The sequence below is a fragment of the Pseudomonas sp. IT-196MI5 genome, from assembly GCF_949767415.1.
Taxonomy (GTDB): Bacteria; Pseudomonadota; Gammaproteobacteria; order Pseudomonadales; family Pseudomonadaceae; genus Aquipseudomonas.
Window position 1 is genome coordinate 251,149 of the sequence record NZ_CATKPZ010000011.1, and the last position, 16,552, is coordinate 267,700.

Genomic DNA, 16,552 nt, shown 5'->3' on the forward strand with positions numbered 1-16,552 from the left:
TTGGCGTGTCGCGGTTTACCGATCGAACCCAATTCCTGTGGGAGCGAGCTTGCTCGCGATTGCGGTGTAACAATCAAAGCTTATGTTGACTGACACAATGCCATCGCGAGCAAGCTCGCTCCCACAGTAGCTCGTGCCCAATTTCAAGCTTCCGGAGTTTTCCATGACGGCCCACGCCGACCTTTCGCCGACCCTCCAACTCGCCATCGACCTGATCCGCCGTCCATCCGTGACGCCGATCGACGCCGATTGCCAGAAGCAGATGATGCAGCGCCTGGGCGATGCCGGCTTCACCCTGGAACCGATGCGCATCGAAGATGTGGATAACTTCTGGGCCACCCACGGCCAGGACGACGGTCCGGTGCTGTGCTTTGCCGGCCACACCGACGTGGTCCCGACCGGCCCGGTGACGGCCTGGCAGATCGAGCCGTTCAACGCGCTGATCGACGAACACGGCATGCTCTGCGGCCGTGGCGCCGCCGACATGAAAGGCAGCCTCGCCGCCATGACCGTCGCGTCCGAGCGTTTTGTCGCCGACTACCCAAATCACAAGGGCAAAGTCGCGTTCCTGATCACCAGCGACGAAGAAGGCCCGGCGCACCACGGCACCAAGGCCGTGATCGAACGCCTGGCCGCGCGCAAGGAGCGTCTGGACTGGTGCATCGTCGGCGAACCGTCGAGCACCGCCCTGGTGGGTGACGTGGTCAAGAACGGTCGTCGCGGCTCCCTCGGCGCCAAGCTGACCGTGCGCGGAGTGCAGGGCCACGTGGCCTATCCGCACCTGGCGAAAAACCCGATCCACCTCGCCGCCCCGGCCTTGGCGGAACTTGCCGCCGAGCATTGGGACCACGGCAACGATTTCTTCCCGCCGACCAGTTTCCAGATCTCCAACGTCAACTCCGGCACCGGTGCGACCAACGTGATCCCGGGTGACCTGGTGGCGGTGTTCAACTTCCGCTTCTCCACCGAGTCCACCGTCGAAGGCCTGCAAAAACGCGTGGCCGACATCCTCGACAAGCATGGCCTGGACTGGCATGTCGATTGGGCCCTGTCCGGCCTGCCGTTCCTCACCGAGCCGGGCGCATTGCTGGACGCGGTGTCGTCGAGCATCAAGGACATCACCGGTCGCGAAACAAAAGCCTCCACCAGCGGTGGCACCTCAGACGGGCGCTTCATCGCAACCATGGGCACCCAAGTGGTTGAGCTGGGCCCGGTCAACGCGACCATCCACCAGGTCAACGAGCGTGTGCTGGCAGCGGATCTCGACGTGCTGACCGAAATCTACTACCAGACCCTGATCAAGTTGCTCGCCTGATGCTGGCGTGCCCGATCTGCAGTGAACCGCTGAACGCGGTGGACAACGGCGTGGCCTGCCCCGCCGGGCATCGTTTCGACCGCGCTCGCCAGGGTTATTTGAACCTGTTGCCGGTGCAGCACAAGAACAGCCGCGACCCCGGGGATAACCAGGCGATGGTCGAAGCCCGCCGCGACTTCCTGAATGCCGGGCACTACGCCCCGGTGGCCAAGCGTCTGGCGCAGCTGGCGGCCGGTTACGCGCCGGCCCGCTGGGTCGATATCGGTTGCGGCGAGGGTTACTACACCGCGCAGATCGCCGAGGCCTTGCCGGACGCTGATGGCTACGCGCTGGACATCTCCCGCGAAGCCGTCAAACGCGCCTGCAAACGCAACCCCAGGCTCACCTGGTTGATCGCCAGCATGGCGCGGGTGCCGTTGGCTTCCGGCAGTTGCCAGTTCCTGGCGAGCGTCTTCAGCCCGCTGGATTGGGAGGAAGCCAAACGCCTGCTCAGCGTCGGCGGCGGTCTGATGAAAGTCGGGCCGACCAGCGGCCACCTGATGGAACTGCGTGAACGGCTGTACGACGAAGTCCGTGAATACATTGACGACAAACACCTGGACCTGGTGCCGGAAGGCATGGCGCTGGCGCACAGCGAGACGCTGACGTTCAAGCTGACGCTGGACAAGCCGCAGGACCGCGCCAACCTGCTGGCCATGACCCCCCACGGTTGGCGCGCCAGTGCCGAGCGCCGGGCAGCGGTCATCGAACAGGCGGAACCGTTCGAGGTCACCGTATCGATGCGCTACGATTATTTCGTACTTCAATAACTTCAAACATTTTTGGTCTTGAGCAACGGCTCGAGACCGGCTAAATCCGCGAATGGATTTTTCAGACCCGCAGTGAGGACATCCATGCGCCAACCCGATATCGAGATTTACCTGAAAGACGCCGACGTCGACCACAAGGCCATTTCCGCCTGGCTCGGCGCGGCATTGGGCCCGTGCACGGATTGGGTCCAGAAGGGCCAGACCTACAAGTGCAAGGCCGGCAACGTGCCAGTGACCTGGTTGCCAAAAGCCGTCGGCAAATGGAACAGCCTGTACCTGGAAAGCGACCAGACCCCATGGGACGACGACATCGCCTGCGCCCGCGCCGCGTTTGCCGCGCTGAACGTGGAAGTGCGTTGCGCACCGGGCACCTGGGTCGAGGAAGAAGGCGAAGAAACAGCGGATCGCTGGATTCGCATCAGCGCCGATGGTGAAGAAGAGATCACCTGGAAAACCGCGTAAAAGCCTGCACACCAAACCTGTGGGAGCGAGCTTGCTCGCGATAGCGGACTTACATTCAACATCTACGTTGGCTGAAAGGTCCTCATCGCGAGCAAGCTCGCTCCCACAGTGTTTTGGGGTGTTCTGAAGATTTTGGTTACAGACCCACCACATCCTCAGCCTGCAACCCCTTCTGCCCTTCCACCACTGCGTATTCAACCTGCTGGCCTTCGGTCAGCGAGCGGTGGCCTTCGCCACGTATCGCACGGTAGTGCACGAACACGTCCACCCCGTCCTCGCGCTGAATGAAGCCGTAGCCCTTGGCGTCGTTGAACCACTTCACGTTGCCGGTTTCGCGTGTTGCCATTTGTTCATACTCCCTTTTTATTATTGATCGGGCTTTTCGCAGGAAAGCCTCGGGAACGTCAGCCTGCGCATACCGGTCCCATGAGGGCGACGGCGACAGAGCGCCGAGTATATGACAGACGTTAAAACTCTCAACAAGAGTTTACTTTCGCGCTTTTTTGCCGATTTTCAGCGAATCCGGCACACTATCGGCCGCCCAAGCAATTGCTTGGTTTTATTCACTCACGCAGAAGCCGTATGACCCGCTCCCCGTTCCGCCGTCTTGTGTTTGGCACCCTGCGCCGCCTGTTGTACCTCTGGGTTCGCTCGGAGACGATCAACCAGTCGTCGTTCACCCTCAACCTCGACCGCAGTCGTCCGGTGTTCTACGTCCTGCAAAACCCTTCGCTGACCGACCTCGCCGTGGTCGACACCGAGTGCAGCAAGGCCGGCCTGCCACGCCCGGTGTTGCCGGTATCGGTGGGCAACCTGCTGGAGCCTGCCGCGTTCTTCTACCTGACCCCGGACCCGGACTGGCTCGGCCGCCAGGACAAGCGTGGAGCCCCGCCGACACTGACCCGCCTGGTCAGCGCCCTGAGCCAGAACGCCGCCGAAGATGCGCAGATCATCCCGGTCAGCGTGTTCTGGGGCCAGTCGCCGGACAGCGAAAACAGCCCATGGAAACTCCTGTTCGCCGACAGCTGGGCCGTTACCGGGCGCCTGCGTCGCTTGCTGAGCATCATCGTGCTGGGACGCAAGACCCGCGTGCAGTTCTCCGCGCCGATCCACCTGCGCGAACTGATCGAGCACGACAAGGGCCACGAGCGCACCGTGCGCATGGCCCAGCGCATCCTGCGGGTGCACTTCCGCAACCTGAAGGCGGCGGTGATCGGCCCGGACATTTCCCACCGCCGTAATCTGGTCAAAGGCCTGCTCAACCAGCCACAGGTCAAACAAGCGATCCTCGACGAAGCCGAACGCGAGAGCATTTCACCGGAGAAAGCCAAAGCTCAAGCGCTACGCTACGGCAACGAAATCGCCTCGGACTACACCTACACTGCGATCCGTTTCATGGAAGTGGTGCTGAGCTGGTTCTGGAACAAGATCTACGACGGCATCAGGGTCAACCACATCGAAGGCGTGCAGAAGGTCGCCCAGGGTCACGAAGTGATCTACGTGCCGTGCCACCGCAGTCACATCGACTACCTGCTGCTCTCCTATCTGCTGTTCCGCAACGGCCTGACCCCGCCGCACATCGCCGCCGGCATCAACCTGAACATGCCCGTGATCGGCGGCCTGCTGCGTCGCGGCGGTGCCTTTTTCATGCGCCGCACGTTCAAGGGCAATCCGCTGTACACCTCGGTGTTCAACGAATACCTGCACACCCTGTTCACCAAGGGCTTCCCGGTGGAGTACTTCGTCGAGGGCGGCCGTTCGCGCACCGGGCGCATGCTGCAACCGAAGACAGGGATGTTGGCGATCACCCTGCGCAGTTTCCTGCGTTCGTCGCGCATGCCCATCGTCTTCGTGCCGGTATACATCGGCTACGAGCGCGTGCTGGAAGGCCGGACCTACCTCGGCGAGTTGCGCGGTGCGGCCAAGAAAAAAGAATCGATCTTCGATATTTTCAAAGTCATCGGCGCACTCAAGCAGCGCTTCGGCCAAGTGGCGGTGAACTTCGGCGAGCCGATCAAGCTGGCGGAGTTCCTCGACGGCGAACAGCCGGACTGGCGCCAACAGGAACTCGGCCCGCAGTTCAGACCCGCCTGGCTCAACGAAACCACCAACCGCCTCGGCGAGAAAGTCGCTCGGCACTTGAACGAAGCGGCGGCGATCAACCCGGTCAACCTCGTTGCACTGGCGTTGCTGTCCACCAGCCGCCTGGCCCTGGACGACCGCGCCATGGCACGGGTGCTCGACCTGTATCTGGCACTGTTGCGCAAGGTCCCGTACTCGCCACACACCACCCTGCCAGACGGCGATGGTCGCGCCCTGATCGAGCACGTGAAGGACATGGACCTGCTGTCCGAGCAGAGCGATGCCCTGGGCAAGATTCTCTATCTGGACGAGCAGAACGCCGTCCTGATGACCTACTACCGCAACAACGTGCTGCACATCTTCGCCTTGCCGGCGCTGCTGGCGAGCTTCTTCCAGAGCGCCTCGCGCATGAGCCGCGAACAGATCCTGCGCTACACCCGCGCGTTGTATCCCTACCTGCAAGCGGAGCTGTTCATTCGCTGGTCGCTGGACGAACTGGACGGGGTGATCGATCAATGGCTGCAAGCCTTCGTCGAACAAGGCCTGCTGCGCTTCGAGAACGATGTGTACCTGCGCCCGGCGCCAAGCTCACGGCACTTCGTGCTGTTGACGCTACTGTCGAAAAGCATTGCCCAGACCCTGCAGCGCTTCTACATGACCGTGTCCCTGCTGCTCAACAGCGGCCAGAACAGCATCAGCGCCGAAGAACTGGAAGACCTGTGCACGGTCATGGCCCAGCGTCTGTCGATCCTGCATGGCCTGAACGCCCCCGAATTCTTCGACAAGAGCCTGTTCCGCCATTTCATCCAGACCCTGATCGACCTCGACGTGCTCAAGCGCGATGAAGCGGGCAAGTTGAGCTATCACGAACTGCTCGGCGAACTGGCCGAAGGCGCGGCCAAACGGGTGTTGCCGGCGGAGATTCGCTTGTCGATTCGGCAGGTGGCGTTGCATCGAAGTGAAGATGCGGCGGAGCTGGTAACACCGCTCTGATTTCATCGGATCACAGCACGCAGGTTTATGGCTGAAGCAAAGACGCTTCTGACTCATGCCCCTCTCTCTTCGCCCCTGCTTGCAGGAATTCCCCTACATAGAAATCGCTGCCTAGACCCTATGCTGGGCGCTCGTCAATACCGACGATCAATCGATAAGGAAATCAATATGAGCAACGAAGCCGTAAAGACCATTGGTGGCAAAGTGCATTATCTGGAAAGGGTTGGGCTGTCGCCTGACTCGACTCTTCATGTCCGCTTGCTGGATGTCAGCCTGCAAGATGTCGTCGCGAAGGAACTGGCCGTACAGATCACTCCCAATGCAGAAAAAGTCGGGCTGAACTTCAACCTGACGTACAAGCTTGCCGATGTCCTGCCCGGCCATACCTATGCAATCAACGCGAGCATCACCCACGAAGACCGTCTGATCTTCACCACCACTCAACAACACCGGGTGGAATTGGGTGTCGATTATGTAAAGGGGCAGGAAGTGCTGGTCAGCCGCGTCTGAGAACGCCCCGAAGCAAGTTGGGCGATATCCCTGGCACCACATTGCAACATGTTACCGGGGCTAGCGCCGGCAAAATCCGCTAAATTGTCGTTGGCACCGGTTTTCTTCAGGTGCCAACGACAAGGATCCGCTTCATGAAAAAACTCTCTCTCCTCGGGCTTACGGTTTTGCTCGGCGCCTGCCAATCCATGCAATTTGCCCCAAAAACCAGTCTCGAAGGCGAAGTCTTTTACCTGCAACGCAGCGCCCTACCGCCCACCGCCACCCTGAGCGTGAGCTTGCAGGACGTGTCCCTGGCCGACGCACCGGCCATTGTCCTCGACGAACAGAAACGTCAAGTCAAAGGCCAGGTGCCGCTGCCGTTTCATCTGAGTTACGATCCAGCGCAGGTCAAACCAGGCCATCGCTACTCGGTCAGCGCGCGCATCGAAGTCGACGGCAAGCTGATGTTCATCACCACCGAAAACCATGCCGTGCAGCTTGATGGCAAAGACCCGCAACCGCTGAAAATCCGCGTCGACGCCATTCGCTAATTCTCTTTTTTTGAACAAGGAAGCTGCCATGCTCCGCCCTACCCTCCGTTTTGCCGGCCTGTGCGCAGGTTTGATGTTCTGCGCCAGCGCGATGGCGCTGTCGCTCAGCGATCTGTCGCAAAAAGACGCCACGGGTGGTCTGAAGGACGCTCTGACCCAAGGTGCGCAACTGGCCGTGAAACAGCTCGGCACTCCGGGGGGCTTCAGCAACAACCCCGAAGTAAAAATCGAACTGCCGGGCAAACTGGGCAAAGTCGCCAGCAAGATGAAACAGTTCGGCATGGGCGATCAGGTCGATGAACTGGAAGCCAGCATGAACAAGGCGGCGGAAAGCGCCGTGACCCAGGCCCAGCCAATCCTTGTCGATGCCGTGAAGAAAATGACCGTTGAAGACGCCAAGGGCATCCTCAGCGGCGGCAACGACTCGGCCACCCAATACCTGAACAAGACCAGCCGCGAACAGATCCGCGCCAAGTTCCTGCCCATCGTCAAACAAGCCACCGACAAGGTTGGCCTGGCCCAACAGTACAACTCGTTCGCCGGGCAAGCGGCGACCATGGGCGTAGTGGATGCGAAGAATGCCAACGTCGAAAACTACGTCACCGAGCAGGCCTTGAATGGCTTGTTCGAGATGATCGGCAAACAGGAAGAGACCATCCGCCAGAACCCGGCGGCTGCGGCGACCAGTTTGGCGAAGAAGGTGTTTGGTACGCTCTGAGCCTGGTGCAGCCATTGTAGGAGCGAGCCTGCTCGCGATTGCGGTGTGTCAGCCAACGTTGATGTCGACTGACATGGCCTCATCGCGAGCAGGCTCGCTCCCACAAGGGGTCAGTTTGTTAATACGGGCCTTAGAAAGAACACCCACTCGCGCCCCATCTTGCGTTTCTCGAACAACTTCAACGCGACCAGCCCATTTAGCGTGGCTGACGCTGTGTTGTAAGAACAGCCCAGATTCTCCTTCACATTGACCGCCGTGAACTCCTTGGCCATTCCGCTCCTGGCCACGTGAAACAACGCCCGCTGTTTCTCGGTGAGCTGGTCGAGAAAACCACTTTCACGCAACAAGCAATCAAATTGCTGCGCATCGTCCAGACTTTTCCGATACGCCTCGGTAAAACTGCCCACAGCCCGCAATACCACCGAACACTGGAAATCGATGAAGTACGTCAGATCCAGGTCATCCGCCTCGGTATTCAGATACGACCGCCCGTACTTCAACGGCGCATTGCGCAACAAAACACTGATGGCGATGTAGCGAAACGCCGAGTAATCATTTTTGAACATGAACCAGTAAAACAACGCGCGCGCTACCCGACCGTTGCCGTCGCGAAAAGGATGCTCGTAACCCAAGACAAAATGCAGCGCGATGGCTTTGATCAATGGATGAAGGTCGTCCGCTTGATGAGGGCTGTTGTGGGGTTGGTTGATCCACTTGGCCAGCACCTGCAAACGTGACACGAGCCCTGTTGCAGGCGGTGGCGAATGTACGGTATTGCCCTCGCCATCCTGGACTACCACGTCATCGTTGGTCCTGAATGCGCCAGGCGAGTACCGCGAATCGTCGATCCCCTCGACACCAACCCGATGCACGGCTGCAATCAGCTCAACGCTCAGTGGCTCGTAACGCTGCTCCTAGGCGAAGTTCATCATCTTGAAGTTACCGATGACCATTCGCTCATCCGGCGTGCGCGGCGAACGATGGCGCTTAAGCATGTCCTTGGCCACCCGCGTCGTAGTGGCCGCACCTTCAAGTTGGCTGCTGCTGATGGCCTCGTCTTCGATCAGATCATTGAGCAAATAGCTGAAATCAGCGCGCTCGCCAATCTGGCCGGTCATGTATTCCAGCACTGCGGTTGTCGCCTGACGATCCACTACGGAAATGGCTTTTTGCGCCTGCGGCGTCAGCATGAATTTCAGCCAGTACGCCGGTTCACCCAATGGCAAAAGGCTCGAATACTGTGCGGTCCGCGCTTTCTTGACCAAGGCCCAGCACAGGTTCGAATCCAGCCCAGGCGCCCAGCGGTAGCGCAATGAATCGAATGGCAGGTAACGCCCCTGATCGTCCAGGGGCTTGAGCAAAGCGAGGTATTGCGAAAGGCGTTCCTTGTGGGGCGATCGCAACAGCCGATCGAACACCGGATCGGACCGGCCCCTCAAGGTGGGTGGGTTTTTCATGGCACTGTCTCAAACATGCGTGAAACCGGACGCTGAGTACAACACCTGAGCTTTTTAGCCTCAATATCAGACGGGTCTGAGATAGATGTAGGAACAATGAATGCCCGCTGGCCGGTACAGGTTCAGCGGGCTTTTTCCTTTTGCTATTGCTGCGGATCCAGCTGGTCGAGGACGCGATTCACTGAGAGCTGCGCCAGGACAATCATCTGCTGAATGCCGAGTGCCAGATTGCAGGTTGGGCCGGTCAGGATGGACGACAATTCGGTTGCCATCACATTCGCTGAGGCAAGGGTTTCGTAGGCATGGACAAGGAGGGTTTCGGAATTGACGCCTGGGCGGATGGTGAAAATTGGGCAGGGGCGGTATGAAGTTCTCGTCTGTTTATCGGATTCGGAGGCAGAGTAATCAGGACTGTCTTTGATCATTGCGAAGCTCCCAAAGTAGGCGCCTAACGACTATTCGCGGGCTTGCAGTCCCGGTCGCTGAATTGGCAGCGACCGTCAAAGGCTAGAGATCGTGCTTCCGACGGGCAAGCTGAAAGTCTTGTGGGAATGGTCTGAATTGTTGGCTTGGGCGATAAACAGTGTTGACTGTAAGTCCGTCATCGCGAGCAGGCTCGCTCCCACAATTGGATCGGGTACATCTGTGAGGGATCGGTTGGCTGGCGGGCCGCCATCGCTGGCCAGCTCCTACAGGGATTGGGGGCATCTGCAAAAACCGGGTCGGCTGGCAGGTCGCCTTCGCTGGCAAGCCAGCTCCTACAGAAAAGCAAAGGCAGATCGGCGTACACCCGCCGCTTTTCACCACTCAACAGGCCGAGCGTTAGCTCGCCTGCAGCTCTTGATCTTGATCCACCCGCCCCCTCGGAAGGCTGAGTGGAGGTGTTCATCCGGGGACTGGCGCGCAGCGCCGTTCGACGCAGTCGAACTCATTGCATGTAGGTCGAAGCGAAGCCGACCGGAGGGCAATGCCCCCGGATGAATACCGCAGCGAAGGAACCCCGAGCCTTAGCGAGGGGCCGTACGTAAGGGGCGAGACCTTTTGGTTCCTTTTGGGGCGTTTGCCAAAAGGGACTCGCCGTAAGGGCGAAACCGTCAGCCGCCATTACCGCAGCAACGGATATGTACCCAGTCAAACAGCCTCCTTCCTGACCCGAAACCAAGCCGCATACAACGCAGGCAAAAACAAAAGCGTCAACGCCGTAGCCACAATCAACCCCCCCATGATCGCCACCGCCATCGGCCCGAAAAACACACTGCGCGACAACGGAATCATGGCAAGCACCGCCGCCAGCGCCGTCAACACAATCGGCCGGAACCGCCGAACCGTCGCCTCGATGATCGCCTGCCAAGGCTTCAACCCCGCCGCAATATCCTGCTCGATCTGATCCACCAGAATCACCGAATTACGCATGATCATCCCGGACAACGCGATAGTCCCCAGCATGGCCACGAAACCGAACGGCTGGCGGAAAACCAACAGAAACAGCGTCACTCCGATCAACCCCAGCGGCGCCGTCAGAAACACCATCGCCGTGCGCGAGAAACTGCGCAGTTGCAGCATCAGCAAGGTCAACACCACCACGATGAACAACGGCACACCGGCCTTCACCGAGTTCTGGCCACGCGCGGAGTCCTCCACCGTACCGCCGACATCCAGCAAGTACCCATCGGGCAATTCAGCGCGGATCGGATCGAGGGTCGGCATGATTTGCTGCACCAGCGTCGCCGGTTGCTGCCTGTCATAGATGTCGGCGCGAACCGTCACATTGGGCAGGCGATTGCGGTGCCAGATGACGCCCTCTTCGAAGCCGTACTCCAGGGTCGCGATCTGCGACAGCGAGACGCTGCGACCGTTATCGGTCGGTACCGCCAGGCTCGGCAGCAACGACAGTTCGGTGCGCTCACGCAAGGTGCCGCGCAGCAGGATCTCGATCAACTCGTTGTCTTCGCGGTACTGGCTGACGCTGGAACCGGTCAGGGAGCTTTGCAGGAACCCGGACAGGTTCGCCGTGCTCACGCCCAGCGCCCGCGCGCGGTCCTGATCGATGTTCAGGTACACCACCTTGCTCGGTTCTTCCCAGTCCAGGTGGACGTTGACCACATGGGGGTTCTCGCGAACCTTGGCCGCGACTTTGCGCGCCAGCGCCCGCACCTCCTCGATGTGCTCCCCGGTCACACGGAACTGTACCGGGTAACCAACCGGCGGACCGTTTTCCAGGCGCGTAACCCGTGAGCGCAGGGCCGGGAACTGCTCATTGAGGGTGGAGATCAACCAGGTGCGCAGGGTTTCTCGTTCCTCGATGGTTTTCGCCAGGACGACAAACTGGGCGAAGCTCGCCGCCGGCAGTTGTTGATCCAGCGGCAGGTAGAAGCGCGGCGAACCAGTGCCGACGTAGGCCACGTAATTGTCGATCCCCGCCTTGTCCTTGAGCAGTACTTCGAGGCGTTTGACCTCGTCGGCGGTGTTGCTCAGCGAAGCGCCTTCGGCCAGTTTCAGGTCGACCATCAACTCCAGACGACCCGATGCCGGGAAGAACTGCTGCGGCACAAACTTGAACAGCACGATGGAGGCGATGAACAACACCACGGTCGCCGCGATCACGGTTTTGCGCCAGCGCACGCACCATTCCACCAGACGCCGGACGCGCTGGTAAAACGGCGTGGCATACGGATCCGGCTGGCCGGCACCGTGCTTGGCGGCGTGAATCTTCGCCAGGTCTGGCAGGAGTTTTTCCCCCAGATACGGCACGAAGACCACCGCAGCCACCCACGACGCCAACAGAGCGATGGTGACCACCTCGAAGATCGAACGGGTGTATTCGCCCGTGCCCGATTGCGCCGTGGCGATCGGCAGGAAGCCGGCCGCGGTGATCAGCGTACCGGTGAGCATCGGGAACGCGGTGCTGGTCCAGGCATAACTCGCCGCTTTGACCCGGTCGAAGCCCTGCTCCATTTTGATCGCCATCATTTCCACGGCGATGATCGCGTCGTCCACCAGCAAACCCAAGGCCAGTACCAGCGCGCCGAGGGAAATCTTGTGCAGGCCGATGCCCAGGTAATACATGCACGCGAACGTCATCGCCAGCACCAGCGGAATCGCCAGGGCCACCACCATGCCGGTGCGCACACCCAGGGAGAAGAAGCTCACCAGCAACACAATGGCCAGCGCCTCGACCAGTACTTGCACGAACTCGCCGACACCGGTTTTCACCGCGGCCGGTTGGTCGGAGACTTTGCGCAGCTCCATACCGGCCGGGAGGTTGTTCTGGATGCGGGCGAACTCGACTTCCAGCGCCTTGCCCAGCACCAGAATGTCACCACCGTCCTTCATCGCCACCGCCAGGCCGATGGCGTCTTGTGCCATGAAGCGCATGCGCGGTGCCGGTGGATCATTGAAACCACGCCGCACATTGGCCACATCGGAGATGTGGAAGGTGCGATCACCGACGCGGATCGGGAAGTTCTTGATCTCGTCGACCGTCTGAAAATTCCCCGTTACCCGTAGTTGCAATCGCTCGCTGCTGGTCTCGAAGAAACCTGCCGTGGACACCGCGTTCTGTTCTTCAAGGGCTTGCTGGACCGCTGCCAGCGGCAAGCCGAGGGTGGCGAGCTTGACGTTGGAGAGTTCGATCCAGATTTTCTCGTCCTGCAAGCCCAGCAGTTCGACCTTGCCCACATCCTTGACCCGTTGCAGCTGGATCTGGATGCGGTCGGCGTAATCCTTGAGCACGGCGTAGTCGAAGCCCTCGCCGGTCAGGGCGTAGATATTGCCGAACGTGGTGCCGAATTCATCGTTGAAAAATGGCCCCTGAATCCCCGGCGGCAGGGTATGGCGGATGTCGCTGATCTTCTTGCGCACCTGATACCAGAGCGCCGGGATCTCCACCGAGTGCATGGAGTCGCGAGCGATGAAGGTGACCTGGGATTCGCCCGGACGGGAGAACGACACAATGCGCTCGTACTCGCCGGTTTCCATCAGCTTCTTTTCGATGCGCTCGGTGACCTGGCGCGAGACTTCCTCGGCGGTCGCTCCCGGCCAGTTGGTGCGAATCACCATGGCCTTGAAGGTGAACGGCGGGTCTTCACTCTGGCCGAGCTTGGTGTAGGACAGTGCGCCGACGATGGCCAGCAACAGCATCAGGAACAGGACGATCTGGCGATTTCGCAGCGCCCATTCGGAAACGTTGAAGCGCATCGGGGCTTACTCCTTGTCCGCCAGATTGACCACACGATTGGAGCGATCCACCGGGCGTACCTGCTGCCCTTCGAGAAGCACATGAACACCGGCGGCCACGACCCAGTCGCTGGCGTTGAGTCCCTCAAGCACCGGTACGGTTTTTTCGCCGAAGGCACCGACCCGCACCGGGGCTTTTTTCAAGGTGTTGTTGGCGCTGACGACCCAGACATAGGTCACGCCGTTTTCCGCCGTCAGCGCAGACAGCGGAACGGACAGTGGAACGACGTCGGCGGCCTGCACAAACACCCGGGCGCTCTGGCCCAGTTCGACAGGAACCTTGCCGGAACTGAAGGCAATGCGGGCCGCGAAGGTGCGCGATTTTGGATCAGCCGACGGCGACAGTTCACGGATACGCCCTTCGAATCGCTGATCGGGCTGGGTCCAGAGTTCCACCGACACCGGCTCACCGACCTTGAAGCGACCGAAGTTCTGCTCCGGCAGGCTGATCAAGACTTCACGCTCGCCGTCGGTGGCCAGGGTGAACACCGTTTGCCCGGCGGCCACGACTTGCCCGACTTCCACCAGACGCTTGGCCACGACACCGTCCTGCGGCGCACGCAACACGGCATAGCTGGCCTGGTTATTGGAGACGTTGAATTCGGCTTTGATTTGCTTGAAGCGCGCTTCGCCGGAACGGTAAAGGTTTTCGGCGTTGTCGTACTGCGAGCGACTGACCAGTTGGCGCTCCATCAGGGTCTTGTAGCGATCACGCTCGGAACGCACCAGGTTCAGGTTGGCCTCGGCGGCGGCGACCTGGGCCCGGGTCGCCTCCAGTTGCAGGCGCACGTCTTGAGGGTCGAGCTCCGCCAATGGCTGATCGGCCTTGACCCGCTGCCCCTCTTCAACCAGTCGTCGGCTGACTTTACCGCCAATACGGAACGCCAGGTCCGGCTCATAACGCGCGCGAACTTCACCGGGGTAGCTTTCCATGGACTGCGCCGAAGGCTCTGGCTGGACCACCATGGCCGGGCGCACGCTGACTGTCGGTGCCTCTTCGTGACCACACGCAGACAATAAAAAAGCCAGGGTGACTGGCAACGCGAGGGGCAAGGCATAGCGGAACATGGTGAAGGACCTTTCGCTAATGGTGCTTTGAGTATTTATACTGAGCAGTATGTTATTAATAGCAAACTCACGAGTCCAGTAATAAAAACGAATATGCCAAACAATCTTTCAGCACCCAATGGCCCAGGCAGACCCAAGGACATGGTCAAGCGCCAGGCGATTCTCGATGCGGCCAAAGCGCTGTTTCTGAGTAAGGGTTATGCCAATACCAGCATGGATGCCGTCGCAGCCGAGGCCGGTGTGTCGAAGCTGACGGTCTATAGCCACTTCAACGACAAGGAGACGCTGTTCTCCTCTGCGGTGATGGCCAAGTGTGCGGAGCAGTTGCCGCCACTGTTCTTCGAGTTGCCGGAAGGCGTGGCAGTGGAGACCGTGCTGCTGAACATCGCGCGCGGTTTTCATCAACTGATCAACAGTGATGAATCAGTGAACCTGCACCGTTTGATGATGACCCTGGGCAGCCAGGACCCAAAGCTGTCGCAGATATTCTTCGAAGCCGGGCCGCAGCGCATGTTGCATGGCATGGAATGCCTGCTGAGCAAGATCGATGAATGCGGTGTGCTGCGCATCGACAAGCCGCACAACGCCGCCGAGCACTTCTTCTGCCTGCTCAAGGGCGCCGGGAATTTCCGCTTGTTGTATGGCTGCGGCGAGCCGCCGGTTGGCGAAGAGGCGGAGAGCCATGTGCGGGAAGTGGTGGGGTTGTTTATGCGGGCTTATCGGCCTGAGTAGGCCTGATGGATTTGCAGTGTCCGGGCTAAAGCTATCGCGAGCAGGCTCGCTCCTACACTGGCTCTATGCAACACCATAGATCTCTGTAGGAGCGAGCCTGCTCGCGATGGGAGCAACTCGGTCTCAGGGTTTGAGCGCCTTCTTCGGATAAATGTCATACCGACTGGACTTGCCATCCAGCGCATGGCTCGGCTTCGGCCCGTCGATGCACGGCGCCTTGCGCGGGCGCTTGACCACCACCCGGTGGCTGGCCAGGGCCAAGGCGGCTTCGAGCAATGCCGGCGCATCCGGGTCATCGCCCACCAGCGGCCGGAACAGGCGCATTTCCTTCTTCACCAGCGCAGTTTTCTCACGATGCGGGAACATCGGGTCGAGATAGATCACCTGCGGCGGCTCGCCTTCCCAGTTGCGCATCACCTCGATCGAGTTACCCTTGAGCAAGCGCATGCGCGCCACGATCGGCGCCACATCGAAATCTTCCGCGCCACGGGCCAGGCCGTCTTCCAGCAAGGCACCGATCAGCGGCTGACGCTCGATCAGACTCATCTCACAACCGAGACTGGCCAGCACGAACGCGTCCTTGCCCAGCCCCGCCGTGGCATCCAGCACCCGCGGACGCACACCCTGGGCGACGCCAACAGCCTTGGCGATCATCTGCCCGCTGCCGCCGCCGTACAACCGGCGATGGGCCGCACCGCCCTCGACGAAGTCCACCCGCACCGGCCCCGGTGCATCCGGCCCCAGCTGTTGCAACTGCAAACCCTGGTCGCCCACCTGCAAGGCAAACTCGCCATCAGCCACTTGCATCGGCAAGCCCAGGCGCTCAGCCCATTGCTCGGCTTGTGGCTCGAAAGCCGCGTCCAGGGCCTGGACATGGATGCGGCAGGCCGCAGGTTGATCAATCATCGGAAAACACGCTCAAAAAATTAATGATCGGCAAAAACGGCCGATAACAAAACTATCGAGCATTTTGCCAGAGCTGAGCGTCGACCGAGAGAAATGTCAGACATTCAACCCACAATCACAGGTTTTATCTCGCCCTACGGCGACTACAACCTGCGAAATACCCAGGCACTGAGCGGCGTCAGCCACATCTGGCAGGATTTCTTTGCCCGAGCGCTGGCTGAACAGTCGGGTGCAGTGCTGCCGCAATCGCTGAACTTTCCACCGGTCGATCTCCAAAGCCCTGTCGAGCCGACCGTCGGCAGCGAGCTGCTGGCGCACATCGTGGCCCAGCGCGAATGCGAGGTGAATGACAACGTAATCCGCCCGCCCGAGCCACTGTTCCTGCCAATCGCCGAATTCGAAATGGACCTGGCCGACAAACCACGCCCACCGTTCCCGGCGGGTGAAATCGTCGCCCAGCAAAAACAGCAGGACTTCGAAAGCGGCTGGGTGCGTCCGATCGTGCTCAAAGCCGGGCAGCCGATATACGAAGCAGGCCCTGCCCCACAACCGCGTCCGCTGCACTTGCCTATTGCCGAATTCGAACTCGACCTTCTCGACAAGCCGTTCCCGCCGTTCTCACCGCAAGAACGGGTGGAGCAGCAGAAACAACTTGATTTCGACAATGGCTGGGCGCGCCCGATCATCTTGCAGAACCTGCGTATCGCCGCCTGAACTTCAGTTGCGCCCTC

14 protein-coding genes and 1 pseudogene are annotated in these 16,552 nt (G+C 60.3%); 9 read left to right on the plus strand and 6 right to left on the minus strand.

Annotation, left to right across the window (positions count from 1 at the left end; all coding sequences use genetic code 11):
- Window positions 1-163 precede the first annotated feature (163 nt).
- From dapE to ACM6IK_RS08735, 3 genes are all read left to right on the plus strand, one after another.
- Window positions 164-1,315, plus strand: coding sequence for a succinyl-diaminopimelate desuccinylase (dapE, locus tag ACM6IK_RS08725; RefSeq protein WP_414873973.1), 1,152 nt, complete (start codon window positions 164-166; stop codon window positions 1,313-1,315).
- Window positions 1,315-2,124 carry a putative RNA methyltransferase gene (locus tag ACM6IK_RS08730; RefSeq protein WP_414873974.1) on the plus strand — a complete coding sequence of 270 codons (810 nt, stop codon included), beginning with the start codon at window positions 1,315-1,317 and terminating at the stop codon, window positions 2,122-2,124. Before dapE ends, ACM6IK_RS08730 begins: the two co-directional genes overlap by 1 nt.
- 84 nt (window positions 2,125-2,208) lie before the next feature.
- Window positions 2,209-2,586, plus strand: coding sequence for a hypothetical protein (locus ACM6IK_RS08735; protein WP_046041100.1), 378 nt, complete (start codon window positions 2,209-2,211; stop codon window positions 2,584-2,586).
- 136 nt (window positions 2,587-2,722) lie between these two features.
- Here ACM6IK_RS08735 and ACM6IK_RS08740 read toward each other — a convergent pair whose 3' ends face one another.
- Window positions 2,723-2,932 carry a cold shock domain-containing protein gene (locus tag ACM6IK_RS08740; RefSeq protein ID WP_007954750.1) on the minus strand — a complete coding sequence of 70 codons (210 nt, stop codon included), beginning with the start codon at window positions 2,930-2,932 and terminating at the stop codon, window positions 2,723-2,725.
- A gap of 236 nt (window positions 2,933-3,168) precedes the next feature.
- Between ACM6IK_RS08740 and plsB the strand changes: the two genes are divergently transcribed.
- The 4 genes from plsB (at window position 3,169) to ACM6IK_RS08760 (ending at window position 7,422) form a co-directional block, all read left to right on the plus strand.
- On the plus strand, window positions 3,169-5,661 hold the full coding sequence (plsB, locus tag ACM6IK_RS08745) for a glycerol-3-phosphate 1-O-acyltransferase PlsB (protein WP_414873975.1): 2,493 nt from the start codon (window positions 3,169-3,171) through the stop codon (window positions 5,659-5,661).
- A 168-nt stretch (window positions 5,662-5,829) separates the two neighbouring features.
- Window positions 5,830-6,171 carry a YbaY family lipoprotein gene (locus tag ACM6IK_RS08750; RefSeq protein ID WP_414873976.1) on the plus strand — a complete coding sequence of 114 codons (342 nt, stop codon included), beginning with the start codon at window positions 5,830-5,832 and terminating at the stop codon, window positions 6,169-6,171.
- A 134-nt stretch (window positions 6,172-6,305) separates the two neighbouring features.
- Entirely contained in the window at window positions 6,306-6,704 is a 399-nt protein-coding gene (locus ACM6IK_RS08755) for a YbaY family lipoprotein (RefSeq protein ID WP_414873977.1), read from the plus strand.
- Window positions 6,705-6,732: 28 nt separating this feature from the next.
- Window positions 6,733-7,422 (plus strand): DUF4197 domain-containing protein, encoded by a 690-nt coding sequence (locus ACM6IK_RS08760; protein WP_414873978.1) that lies wholly within the window; start codon window positions 6,733-6,735, stop codon window positions 7,420-7,422.
- A gap of 110 nt (window positions 7,423-7,532) precedes the next feature.
- Here ACM6IK_RS08760 and ACM6IK_RS08765 read toward each other — a convergent pair.
- The 4 genes and pseudogenes from ACM6IK_RS08765 to ACM6IK_RS08780 form a co-directional block, all read right to left on the minus strand.
- Window positions 7,533-8,879: pseudogene (locus ACM6IK_RS08765) on the minus strand (Fic family protein).
- 143 nt (window positions 8,880-9,022) lie between these two features.
- The gene (locus ACM6IK_RS08770; protein WP_414873979.1) at window positions 9,023-9,304 is read right to left on the minus strand and encodes a DUF6124 family protein; all 282 of its coding nucleotides are present in this window, start codon (window positions 9,302-9,304) and stop codon (window positions 9,023-9,025) included.
- Between the two features lie 706 nt (window positions 9,305-10,010).
- Entirely contained in the window at window positions 10,011-13,076 is a 3,066-nt protein-coding gene (locus ACM6IK_RS08775) for an efflux RND transporter permease subunit (RefSeq protein WP_414873980.1), read from the minus strand.
- A gap of 6 nt (window positions 13,077-13,082) precedes the next feature.
- Complete coding sequence (locus ACM6IK_RS08780; RefSeq protein WP_414873981.1) at window positions 13,083-14,183, minus strand: efflux RND transporter periplasmic adaptor subunit; 1,101 nt, start codon at window positions 14,181-14,183, stop codon at window positions 13,083-13,085.
- A gap of 93 nt (window positions 14,184-14,276) precedes the next feature.
- Here ACM6IK_RS08780 and ACM6IK_RS08785 point away from each other — a divergent pair, with 93 nt between their 5' ends.
- A complete protein-coding gene (locus ACM6IK_RS08785) occupies window positions 14,277-14,915 on the plus strand; it encodes a TetR/AcrR family transcriptional regulator (RefSeq protein WP_414873982.1) in 639 nt (212 codons plus the stop codon).
- 123 nt (window positions 14,916-15,038) lie between these two features.
- Here ACM6IK_RS08785 and ACM6IK_RS08790 read toward each other — a convergent pair whose 3' ends face one another.
- Entirely contained in the window at window positions 15,039-15,821 is a 783-nt protein-coding gene (locus ACM6IK_RS08790) for a class I SAM-dependent methyltransferase (RefSeq protein ID WP_007995774.1), read from the minus strand.
- 93 nt (window positions 15,822-15,914) lie between these two features.
- On the opposite strand from ACM6IK_RS08790, the gene ACM6IK_RS08795 reads away from it, so the two are divergent.
- Window positions 15,915-16,535: an energy transducer TonB gene (locus ACM6IK_RS08795; RefSeq protein WP_414873983.1), complete on the plus strand. Its 621-nt coding sequence runs from the start codon at window positions 15,915-15,917 to the stop codon at window positions 16,533-16,535.
- The last annotated feature ends 17 nt before the right edge of the window (window positions 16,536-16,552 follow it).